The organism is Pseudomonas sp. NFPP12 (genome assembly GCF_900103205.1).
Taxonomy (GTDB): domain Bacteria; phylum Pseudomonadota; class Gammaproteobacteria; order Pseudomonadales; family Pseudomonadaceae; genus Aquipseudomonas; species Aquipseudomonas protegens.
In genome coordinates this window covers 444932-455788 of record NZ_FMWW01000001.1, presented here as the reverse complement: position 1 = coordinate 455788, position 10857 = coordinate 444932, and the positions used below count along the sequence as shown (strand labels likewise).

13 protein-coding genes are annotated in these 10857 nt (G+C 56.1%); all 13 read right to left on the bottom strand.

What is annotated here, in order from left to right; translation table 11 throughout:
- Window positions 1–2 precede the first annotated feature (2 nt).
- Window positions 3–2180, bottom strand: a complete 2178-nt coding sequence (locus BLS75_RS01995; RefSeq protein WP_092214827.1) for a portal protein — start codon at window positions 2178–2180, stop codon at window positions 3–5.
- Window positions 2180–3844 carry a phage terminase large subunit gene (locus BLS75_RS01990; protein ID WP_176876684.1) on the bottom strand — a complete coding sequence of 555 codons (1665 nt, stop codon included), beginning with the start codon at window positions 3842–3844 and terminating at the stop codon, window positions 2180–2182. Before BLS75_RS01990 ends, BLS75_RS01995 begins: the two co-directional genes overlap by 1 nt.
- Window positions 3816–4178, bottom strand: coding sequence for a terminase (locus BLS75_RS01985; RefSeq protein ID WP_239690632.1), 363 nt, complete (start codon window positions 4176–4178; stop codon window positions 3816–3818). Before BLS75_RS01985 ends, BLS75_RS01990 begins: the two co-directional genes overlap by 29 nt.
- A gap of 86 nt (window positions 4179–4264) precedes the next feature.
- The gene (locus BLS75_RS01980; protein ID WP_092214818.1) at window positions 4265–4492 is read right to left on the bottom strand and encodes a hypothetical protein; all 228 of its coding nucleotides are present in this window, start codon (window positions 4490–4492) and stop codon (window positions 4265–4267) included.
- Complete coding sequence (locus tag BLS75_RS01975; RefSeq protein ID WP_143031407.1) at window positions 4492–4824, bottom strand: hypothetical protein; 333 nt, start codon at window positions 4822–4824, stop codon at window positions 4492–4494. Before BLS75_RS01975 ends, BLS75_RS01980 begins: the two co-directional genes overlap by 1 nt.
- Window positions 4825–4838: 14 nt before the next feature.
- Window positions 4839–5201 (bottom strand): Gp49 family protein, encoded by a 363-nt coding sequence (locus tag BLS75_RS01970; RefSeq protein WP_092214811.1) that lies wholly within the window; start codon window positions 5199–5201, stop codon window positions 4839–4841.
- A 561-nt stretch (window positions 5202–5762) separates the two neighbouring features.
- Window positions 5763–6212 carry a structural protein P5 gene (locus BLS75_RS01960; protein ID WP_092214806.1) on the bottom strand — a complete coding sequence of 150 codons (450 nt, stop codon included), beginning with the start codon at window positions 6210–6212 and terminating at the stop codon, window positions 5763–5765.
- A gap of 263 nt (window positions 6213–6475) precedes the next feature.
- Window positions 6476–6856 carry a putative holin gene (locus tag BLS75_RS01950; RefSeq protein ID WP_092214798.1) on the bottom strand — a complete coding sequence of 127 codons (381 nt, stop codon included), beginning with the start codon at window positions 6854–6856 and terminating at the stop codon, window positions 6476–6478.
- A gap of 209 nt (window positions 6857–7065) precedes the next feature.
- On the bottom strand, window positions 7066–7644 hold the full coding sequence (locus BLS75_RS01945) for a recombination protein NinG (RefSeq protein WP_092214795.1): 579 nt from the start codon (window positions 7642–7644) through the stop codon (window positions 7066–7068).
- Window positions 7644–7802, bottom strand: a complete 159-nt coding sequence (locus tag BLS75_RS32310; protein ID WP_176876683.1) for a hypothetical protein — start codon at window positions 7800–7802, stop codon at window positions 7644–7646. The genes BLS75_RS01945 and BLS75_RS32310 overlap by 1 nt, the downstream gene beginning before the upstream one ends.
- A complete protein-coding gene (locus tag BLS75_RS01940; protein ID WP_092214791.1) occupies window positions 7799–8269 on the bottom strand; it encodes a hypothetical protein in 471 nt (156 codons plus the stop codon). Before BLS75_RS01940 ends, BLS75_RS32310 begins: the two co-directional genes overlap by 4 nt.
- 166 nt (window positions 8270–8435) lie before the next feature.
- Window positions 8436–9815: a replicative DNA helicase gene (gene dnaB, locus BLS75_RS01935; protein WP_092214788.1), complete on the bottom strand. Its 1380-nt coding sequence runs from the start codon at window positions 9813–9815 to the stop codon at window positions 8436–8438.
- On the bottom strand, window positions 9808–10608 hold the full coding sequence (locus BLS75_RS01930; protein WP_092214785.1) for a replication protein: 801 nt from the start codon (window positions 10606–10608) through the stop codon (window positions 9808–9810). Before BLS75_RS01930 ends, dnaB begins: the two co-directional genes overlap by 8 nt.
- Window positions 10609–10857: the final 249 nt, after the last annotated feature.

Sequence of the window (10857 nt, the reverse complement as noted above, 5' to 3'; positions counted from 1 at the left end):
GCTTACTGCCTTGGCTGAACCGTAGCCCGATAGGGGCTGACCAGGCGCTGCACGTTCTCCATTACCTGCCCAGCGGTTCGAGCTTGCTTGAACTGGATATCAGCGCCGGCCACCTGGGCATCAACCTGCACTGCTGCCCTGTCTGTCTCTGCCCTGAACATATCGACCTGAACCTTGGCCGAGTTGTTTTGCGCGGTCTGCTGGTCGTTTAGCGCCTTACGCTGCGTATCCATCTGCGAAGCCCTGGCCTTCTCCATCTCTGCTTGGGCCAGAACCATATCTGCGCTTGGCGGCTGCTGTTGGTTCTGCGCCTCCTGCAGCATGGCCTCTTCTTCTTCGGTTTCAGGCTCAAAGATGCCGGCCAGAATCAGTTGTTTCCGGGCGTACTTGCGCACTGGGTCCATGTCCACGCCGTTGATCAGTGTCAGAGTCTGCAGCATCAGCATCTTCGCCATCATCGGGTCGATAGGCGCCATGCTTGTGGCCATCTGGCTCAACTGATCGATGGTCTGTTCTTTCTTGCTCGAGTAGCTCGGGCCGATATCGGCATAAACGTCGTACTCGGTGTTTGTCAGGTCATTCAGAGCGACCAACTCACCGGTCTGACGATCCAGTACGGCCTCCATGATCTTGACCTTCTTGGTCGTACCGTCCGGGGAAGTCAGCGTGACCTCACGCGGGGCGTCGTAGACCTCGACAGCCATGGATGCATAGACCTCAGCGTCCCGGCGCTTGGCATGCTTCAGGTTCTGCTGGTAGACGATCGATTGCTGATCGAGGCGATTGGTCAGCGCGTTGACCGCCTTTCCTGACAAGTCAGGGTCTGCGATGTCTTGAGGCAGCCCAGGGTTGGCAACGTCTTCCACAGCCTGGCGGGACAGCTCGATGCTGGCCATGAGCGCCTGAGGGATGGTCTGCTCTGGCATCACAGCTACTGGGCCGATAGGAAGCGCCTGATTGTTACCATCAAATCGGTTCTGCAGAAGGTAGGGATAGTTGCTATCTGCCCCGTTCTCTTCGTACATGAACTCGTAGCCCTGGACCTGCTCAGGGTTGAAAATCGGTTTCGGCCGAGGGCTTCGGCTAACGATGTCGGCAAGGTAGGACAGCTGGAAGTTGCGAAGTCGCTGAGGGTCTTTAGCCAGGCGGGTGATGCCTTCATAATGCTCTTCACCTTCAATGAATGCTCGCTCGCCGTAAGTGGGGATAACCGGGATGTTCTCACCGGCAATCACTTCCCCTTCTCGCTCGCCATCCTTGCCCATCTTGCCGTTCAGGATCTTCTCGCCGGAAGCGATGTACTTGCGCACCTCCCAGCGCTCAATATCGCGCTCGCTTTCGATGACATAGCCGTCGTCGATCAGCTCGTCCATCAGGTCAACGAGATCAGACTCGCGGTACATGACGGTCTGGCCCAGCGGGTCAGTGAGCGTGATCACTTTGTCCTTGATCCTACGACGATGGTAGAAGCACACGACGTAGACGATATCGTTGCCACTGCCCATCCAAGGGAACGTATATGACTGCTCAGGGGATGCGAACGAAGAAGGAGTTTCGTCTTCATCCTCGCACTCCTCATCTTCGCGCTTTTTCTTTGACGGCTTGCCAGACTCGCGGCATAGCTCTTCAACCAGGTCGTCGTAACCGCCCGGAGAATATGCATTGAGGATTGAAACGTACTTGGCATCGGATTTGTCCAAGCGCTTGGCGTTGGGGTCCCAGAAGCAGTTATTGTTGGCCTCGTAGATCGGGCGGCGCTCGATGATCTGGCGGTTGTCACCTGCGCGATTCGTTGCGTAGCGGGTGTACAGCTCCCAGGCGCCAACACCACAGACAACCGCCTCACCGGTGGCGTTGTCGTACGCCTCAAGCGACGTGTTGGCCCGATCGTCAGTCAGGTACAGACCGTCCAGGATGTCCGCTCCGTCGTCCCGCGACTCACTCTTTGGCACGAAGTTGACCTGCACCGGATTGGCCCGAAGGTCGGCCATGATCTGGCGCCCAGCCTTCCGAAGCACGTCGAACTGCCCGCGGTACTGCAGCGAAGACTCTCCCAGCGTCGAATCGTCCCACTGAGTGATGTGGTAGAACATCATGTCGTCAGCAGCACGTAGCCGAGTGGTCTGCCCGTGGCAGTACGCCTTATCGTGAAGCTCTTTCAGCCTTGTGAGTGTCAGCATTATCTTCTGCCCATCGGACGAATCGGTTTCGGAATGACAGCCTTTGGCCTACTTACCGCAACGTGCCGCATCAGGATCATTACGGAGTCGGCCAGGTTCGGGCTGGCCATCTTGAATTTCGACTTCATCTCTTCTTTGGTGTAGAGCTCGAAGAGGCCATTGCCGTTTGGCTTGATAGGCATTCTACATAGCTCAGCACGAAGTCGATGCAAAATATCTATCGATGAGTCGAAGCTGATAAGGCGAGCCGGGTCGTGGTACTCGCCGAGCTCGACGGCGCGATAGGTTCTGTAGGCCCTGTCACGGAGTTCGAAGTAGTACTGCGCACGCTTGTTGCGGAACACATCACGGTTCGTCTTCTGCTGCGCTACAGGCGATGCCATAGCCGGCGCATAGACTGCATCAGGGTAGTCGGGCGACTCAGAGCCACGGAATACAGACAGGATCGTTGGCTTGCCCTCGAAGTCCTTACTGAATTGCTCGGTAAGCGCGATGCCCATACCGTCACCGTCCCAGGAGAACGAATCTACCTGGGACTTGATAGCCTCGCCGGCAGCCCAGTGGCCACCCTCGTTTACGTTGCCGTCAAGCTTCTCCTGCAGGTCGATCAGCACAGAGCCATGGCGCACGGCAAAGCCCTTGCTGTCTGGGCCAAGGTCAGACGGATCATGGGAACCGATACGCGCCCCAGTCGGCGCGAAGCCCAGCTTCTTGTGGGCATCAACGCAAGCGTCAAACCACTCAGCTTTGATCAGTGCGTGCTCTACAGAGTCGTTGAAGGCGCCGAGCCAGATATGGTCGTACAGTGCGCGGTCAAGGTTCTCATAGTCCCACTGGCGCTCTTCTTCCAGGCCGCTCAGGTGAAACCAAGGGTTGTCCTCGTAGTTCATCACCACGATCAGATGCAAGTCGTCCTCATAGCGCCCGTCGCGATCAAGGTGCTCCTTGAATGGTGCAATAAAGCGTTTGCTGAACGGGTCTTCGCTACTTCCTGGGTTGCCAATAAAGACGATGGAAACGCGTGACGATGGATCATCAATCACTTCTTCCAACTCAGTAGGCTTTCCCTTCATTGGCCTCTTACGAGCTGTTGGAGTTAATGCCTTGAGAGATCCGGAACTGATGAACTGTGCTTCTTCAACCTGATATCTCTTGAAACCATGCGCAGACTTGATGCTGTCGGGGTTGCGCGCCAGGCCGGCGAACTGGAACGCGTCCTCACCCGAGCGCTTTATCCCGTTGTCCTGGACCTCAAAGCCCGTGAACTCCAAGCGGCTGATCTCTTCCTTCAGCAGGGAGTGGATAGAGTTTCGGATGCTGGACTGATACTCACGAAGACAGTACGTCTTGGCGTTGTTGTCCTTCGCGTCGATCAGGCAGATATCGGCTACACCAACGGACTTTCCTGAGCCGCGGCCACCGATGACGATGATGAAGCGCTTGTCTGAGCGCAGCACAGCCTCAAGCTTGGATGGAAGATAGACTTGTGGCTCTTCGGTTGTCAGCTGCCATTTGCTACCACGACGAACCACAGAGTGCGTATGCCCATCAATTGGATGGACGATACCAACCACTGTTCCAGCCTGCTGACGCCGCTTTCTCTCCTCGAGCAGCAGCAAAAGCTCTTGCTTGCTCTCACGAGAGTTCGGCGATACGGCGCTCAAGATCTTCATCCGAAAGGTGAGTAACGTTGATACCGCCAGATAGCTCAGTTTCTCGCTTGTCTCGCCAGTCTTGAGGCTTCCTGTTTTTCAACCAGAAAATAGCCGCGGTGGTATCAGGCGGGTAATGCTTGACCATTGGCGTCATCACCACAGCACCATCGACGACGCGTACATCTGTGTCTTCGTGCGAGTAGCCCATTGCACGGTTGTAGAGCGCAGTCTCGACTCGGCGATCGGCAATATCCTTGCCGCCCTTTAAGGCTTCCGAAAACTCAGGATGCTTGACCTTCCAGAGTGAGAATGTGGAGATCGTCACCTCAAAGAAGTCAGCCATCTCAGAGTCAGTTGCTCCAAGCGCGCATAGCTTCTCTGCCTGCTGGACATACTCAGGCTTGTATTTCGTAGGCCGTCCGCCAGCCATTACTCACCACCACCGTCAATGTCAGTTCCGATCAACGTCGGGCGGTTACCCAGAACTTCGAACTCGCCTTCAATTACATCTGAGTCAGAGGCAGGTGCGGGATTAATTGGCTTGTTCCAGTGAGCCTGCGCTTGCGCCATCAAAATGTATTGTTCTTGGGCTGCTTGTTGAGCCAACGCCATTTGCTGCTGCTGGATCTTCCAGCCTTCCGGATGACAAGTAGCCATTACGCAACCATCCTCGGCGCCTTGTGCGCCCTGTAGTAGTCGATAGCGATCTTGGCTGCGCAGACGATCAGTGCGGCGTCGATCACGAACTGAACGATGTAGTCATGCGACTGGAGCATGTCGTGCAGTAGCAGGGTCTCCAGCGCGAGGCAAGCAGACCATGCGCAGGAGATCGCGAGCACTACCTTCAGCAGGCGAACTTTCACGAACGACAGAGCGATCATGTCCACCAGCATGAAGCAGAGGTACCAAGTAGACGCCAGCTCGCCGTCAACCTCGACTGCCCAGATAGGGATCAGCGAGTTGACGATGAAGAAGCCGATGGCGTGCATCAGGAGCGATACCATTACTGCTCGCTCAACTTCTGCTTGAGCGCGTAGCCCATCAGCGGCCAGATCTTTTGCTCGGCGTTAGCCCGAGCGATCTTGCGACCGATCTCGGCGTCGAAATTCTCGGGGCTGGCGCAAGCCGACTCGCCGGTGACAGTGAAACCGTTACGCAGCACCAAGACACAGAAGGTCAATAGATACAACTCGCCGTGCGCACCAGTGAGCCGTGTAAGCTCATCCTGCTCATTGAATGCAGCCTGAACGCCATTGGCAGCAGTGAAGAAGTACTCGCCAACAATGTTGGCTTTCAGGTCGGCTGGCGTGATGCGCGGCGCAGTCAGCCCCTTGTCTTGAATCTCTTGCTCGATCGAGCTGCTCATTTCTTCACCTTCTTCTCGGCTTTCGGCTTGCTTTCGGCCTTATTGGCCACGTACAGGCCTTTGCTGCCCGGGTTGTTCTTGTTCACTTTGATCTGTTTGCGCATTACGCCCTCCATTGGGCTTCGATTGACCGCTTAAGAGCGGTATTGCTAGGGGAAGTGACCTTGGCTGCTATCCGATAGCTCTCAACGCCAGCGCGCACCTTCGCTATCTCAGCTTTGGTGCCGCCAACTACTTGCATGGCGATGTACAACAGCTCATCGGCGCGTGCGCGTGTAATAGGACGTGGGGAGCCATCAACTGTAAGGCTCAGGTACTCGCAGAGCTGGTCATGCATGTCATAAGGTTGCTCAAACTTTCCATCGCGAGGCACTACGTTATTCAGGACCATAGGAATCGTCCCTTTGTCCGTAAGTCCTCCAGCAGGGACACAGACCCATTGCCTATCACTGAGCATGAACCGATATGTGGACATCCTTCGCCAGTGCTCTTTCTTGAGAGCTGCGCTTGCCTCTGCATCGAAGCGAAGGATGCAGTCGCCATCGAAGAATGGGTATGTGCTCACTTCAAAGCTCTCCGGATGCCCTCATCGATCGCTGCATCTGAGTACGGATTGCTGCCGTTCTCATGGACGATGATCCCCACTAAGGTTGATCGCAGGGTCTTGGGATCGGCCATATTGATCGAATCGCGAGCGCCAACGCCCAGGCGCTTAGCAATCGCTGCGGCATATGCAAGGGTGTTGTTCTCATTGCTTGGCGCCCATCGGCTGATGAACTCCAGAGGAGTGTCGATTCCGGGCTTGCCCACGCCGGGCATTCCGTCCTTGCCGCGGTAGTTGAGCAGCAGCTTGGCAAGGGCGCGCACACCATTTTCTAGCGTGTCAAAGCGTGCAAAGCGCGGCTTCGGGACGCCGATCTCCAAGCCCAACTGGCCATCCCATTGGTTGCGTGGGTTGTAGTCGATGTTGCCCGGGTTGTTGTTCCGCACGCCGCGAGGAAGGTTAGCCATGGCGAATCTCCAGGATCTTGGCCAGGTTGCCCCGGGCTGAGAAAACCAAAAAAAGGATCCATGCATAGATAACTGCGTCAAAAAGCTGAGCCATCGCTTGCTTGCCAAGCACAAGGAAAATTGAAATTGCCCCCGTGCATGCAGTCAGGACATAGGCCAAACCGGTCACAACGAATCGATAACGAGAACCATCAGGCCATGAGTAGCAGAACAAGCGGAGGCAGATGGCAGCGCATATAAGCGCCTTACTGATCAGTAGGACTTCATTCACCCTTTGATCCCTCGGTAGTTATCCCGAGCTGCTTACGTACCCATGTCCTTCCGTCTTCGTTGAGAACGAGAAGCAGAATTTTGAAAACTGCAACACTGAAAAACGCCGCGATGTAGGAAGGAAAAGCCGCTGAATCGAAACCCCAAAGGTGACGCTTCACAATCTCGGTTCCGGCGATGTAGCCAAATACCCATGCACAGGCTGTAAGGCCTATTCGCACAGGGATAGGGGTTCCCTTCGACAAGAAGGAAAACATCATCGACCCGAAGAAGGCCGCGACTACGGCATACGTATCAAGTCCATTGGCCACAGCTACAGCGCTTGCTCCGCTGATCACTGCAACAGGTATGACGGTGCTTGCGGGCTCGGCCATTTACTCGATCCGTAGCATGTGTTGATGTCCAAATAATACCATGAAATAGATTTATACTATCGATTTATGGCGTATCGATAGTTTTTATTTAAATCTCTTCCATTTGGGAATCCACTCAGAGCGGGTTCGGTACAGATGACGCACTATCCCGAGAACAGCTCCCCACATGATCAGCATGAAGATGATGTAGAGCTGAACTCGGGAGATGTTCATGCAATCGCCCTCTTCAGCTCGCGCAGCTTCTCCTGGTAGTCGGCCTTAATGGCTTTCAGATCATCGGTGGTGTACTTGCGGGGCTCATGAGGCCCTTCGATCCAGGCAACGGCCTCGGCGCCGATTCTCTGCAACAGGTTGATCCGATAGTTCACGATGTCGCCGGACTTGTGCTGGTTGCAAGGGACACATTGCTTGTGGCAGTTGAGAGGCTCGAAGCGAAGGGCCGGATTGCTTCCGACGGTGCGGTAGTGGCCGGCGTCATACTTGCCCTGGTGGTGGCGACCGCAGCTAATGCATGGCAGCTTGGAGTCCCTCTCGCGCACCCAGGCGTTAAATGCAGTCTGGGCCTCACGCATGTACTGAGAGCGAGGCTTAACGCGCTCCTTTGCGGCTCTCAGCTCCTTGCGCCCTACTTCGGCCAGCGACTTGCGCGCCTTCTCCTGGTTCACTTCCTTGATCGCAAGGCCACACCTTGGGCTGCACACGGCCTGCCCCAGGCGCGCAGGGACGAACTTCTCGCCGCATGCTGGGTTCTTGCACTTCTTCGGGCGGGGTTGTTTGGCAGCGAGCATCAGCAATCCTCCCCTGCGAAGTAACCGAGCAGGAAAGTCACGACTGCCATCAGGAACACAATCCCCCCGTCCACCGGCATCGCCTTCGCGCTATAGGCCGTGATAGCGATCACCATCAAAAATGCAGCGAACAGTTTGAAACCCTTGGAGGCGTTCATGCGGCTTGCTCCCCCAGCAGGTCAGTGAAAACGACGCCCTTGGCGCTGAACTCGGCCACGATCTGGTCCGTGTATGCGATGCCCTGGGCGCGGTTGAACAGGCGAGTTACTGGGAAGCCGTCAGGGCCGAAGATCGAGCACGGCCCCATCAGTTCAAGCTTCTGCTCGTACTGCAGGTGCAGGAACATTCGGTTCCAGCCATCGCGGAAGTCAGCGTCAGCACCGCGCATGATCGGAACGCCAAAGTGAAGCTTGCAGTACCGTCGGGCGTCTTCCACGTCGCCGATCTGCGTCATTTGGGCGATGCGCTGGTAAAGGGCGAACCACAGGGCGTTTTGGTCCAGGGTACGGTCCTTGCCTGGGCGCAGAGAGACGACTACGAACTTCTTCTCCCGGTACATCGCCGTCAGGACGGTGATGGCCTCGGAGAGTTTGCTGGCGCTGTTCACGCTGATCTTGTCGGTCATGGCTTGTCCCACCATTCTTTACAGATTACGAATGCCATCCAAGGCCAAGCAGCAGCGATGAGTACCAGGCAGCACCATTGGATGTTCGTTGGCTTTGAATCTGTTTCCATAGCTGAGCCAACAAACATCCCGAAAACGAAGAGCGCTACCATCGCGTAATAGGTCATCAAAAACGCTCCTTGCTGGCATAGCGCTTGGAAAGGGGGGTGACTTTTGCGGGGGCCTCAATAGGCTCTGGCTTCCATCCGGCGGCGAGGTTTTCAAACCGGTTGTACTGGCCCAGAAAAGCCGCCCGAACGGTCCCCGTTTCAACGTCTCGGCCCTTGCCCACAATGATTTCAGCAACGCCTTTCGAGTCGCTGTTCTCGTGGTAGACCTCATCGCGGTACACGAACAGAATCACGTCGGCGTCCTGTTCGATGGCGCCGGATTCGCGAAGGTCGGAAGGTACCGGGCGCTTGTTTGGGCGTTCTTCACATTTGCGGGAAAGCTGGCTAAGCAGGACAACTGGAACACCCAGTTCCCGAGCAAGTAGCTTGCAGCCACGGCTGATACTGCTGACCTCTTCGGTACGGTTGCCGCCCTCACCTTCCATCAGCTGCAGGTAATCGATCATCAGAATGTCCAAGCCGTAACGCATCTTGTGCCGGCGAGCCAGCGAGCGAATGCGGCCAACGGTGGCGCCGGCGCGGTCAGCGATGAACAGCTTGGCTTTCTTGAGCTTTGCGACAGCCACACCAAGGCTTTCGCCATGGCTTTGGCATGCGGTACCGTTCTTGATCAGGTTGAGCGGGATACGGCCCTCTGAGGCAGTGGCACGATCAATGAGCTGGCCTTTGCTCATCTCCAGGCTAACCACCAAGCCAGACTTGCCCTGGCGTACAGCAGCATCAACAACAAAGCCCATGGCCAAGGTCGTTTTGCCCATGGCTGGACGGCCGGCAACGATGATCAGCTGTTCTGGCTGCAGGCCACCCAGCTTCTCGTCCAAGTCGTCCAGTCCAGTAGAAAGGCCGATCAGCGTCTGTCCGCTTGCATGACGGTCGTGACGCTCTTGCCAGACTTCAAGCTGGCCAACCAGCACGTCAGAGGCTTTCACCACTTCGTCAGCACCAGAGCCGCTGTCGATAGCCATCGCCGCCGTTTGAATCGCGGAAATCTTGGCCTGGGTATCCTGGTCGCTCTGGGAGATGTCCATGGCATGGCTGCCTAGGTCGTACAGCGCCCGGTCAATGGCACGTTCCCGAACAATCCCGGCGTAAGTCGCGGCACTCGCCACGCTTGGCGTGTTCTTCACGATCTCGGCGCAGTAGGCCAGCGCGTTGTCGCCGTTGGGCAAGCAAGTGATCTGGTCCGAAACCGTCAGGAAGTCAACAGACTTGCCAGCAGACCGAACAGCCATGATGCCGCGGTAAACCTCAGCGTTCTCAGGGAAGTAAAACGCTTCGGCCGACAGGTCGTCGCTCAGGGTATCGATCAGCTCAGGGCGCTGCATCATCGCGCCCAGCAGGCCGTGCTCGGCCTCGATGCTGTAGGGATCACGCATTGTAATTGCCCTCCACAACCTTCACGAAGTTGCTCGGGGCGATCAGCCAATCGAACGTGGCGCGGAATGACTTGGAGCCATTTCGACCAGGGACTCGGCCCATCAGGAAGTCAGAGGTTTTGACCTGGAAGAAGTATTCAGCCCAGAACTGCAGGTCGCGGTGCACTTCGCTCTCGCGCCACCGGGCTTGCAGGGAGCGCTTGCGGCCATCGTTCAGGATTGCCACCGCTGGCAGCTCAGGCAGCGCTGAGTGGTACAGGTCGACAATGGCCTGATACGGGCAAGACTCCATGGCTGGCTTCTGCCGAGAAACCTTTTCGGGTTGATCAGGTTGGCGCTCGGCGTCAACGACTACTCCGTTAGGAGTAGTATTTGTATTTATGTCTTTATTGTGTGGTGGAAACGCCACTAAGGACGTGGTGGAAACGCCACACTGTGGCGTTAATTTCTGCTCGGTTTTACGGTTGTTCTTCGTGTCAATTTTCCATTCAGACGATGGAGAAATACCGATAGGCGCCTTACTTCCTCCATTGCGGTATATGACGCGCTGACGCAAAAGCTCACCGATGATGCGGGAAACGTCTTCGCGATGAATGCCGGCCATCTCAGCGATGTAGGAAGCGGCAATACGAGCACTATCAAGGTTGTAGCCAGCCGTTTGACGATGGATAGCCAAGGCAACACGAAGCTCGCGCCCTGATAAATCGGCCCGGATCAGGGCCTCATAAAGGTCGTTGTCCATACGGGTGAACCCGCCGGTTGAACGTGGTTGAATGGGGACAATGTTGCTCATGCCGACGCTCCTTCTTCACGGTTCAGAGATGCCTTCAGGTGATCCAGGCACTCACGCCGGAACTTGGTCTTGGATTCCTTCGTGTACTGAAATCGAACCATCCTGGCGGCATGCATAGCGGCCGACTGGTGGAAGCTCAGTGCATGCGATACAAAAGCTGCAGGGTTGCTAGCATCGTTTGGCATGTGCATAATCCATCTCGCTAGTTGTTGTTGAAGAAGCCGACCTCGTACGTCGGCTTTTTTGTGC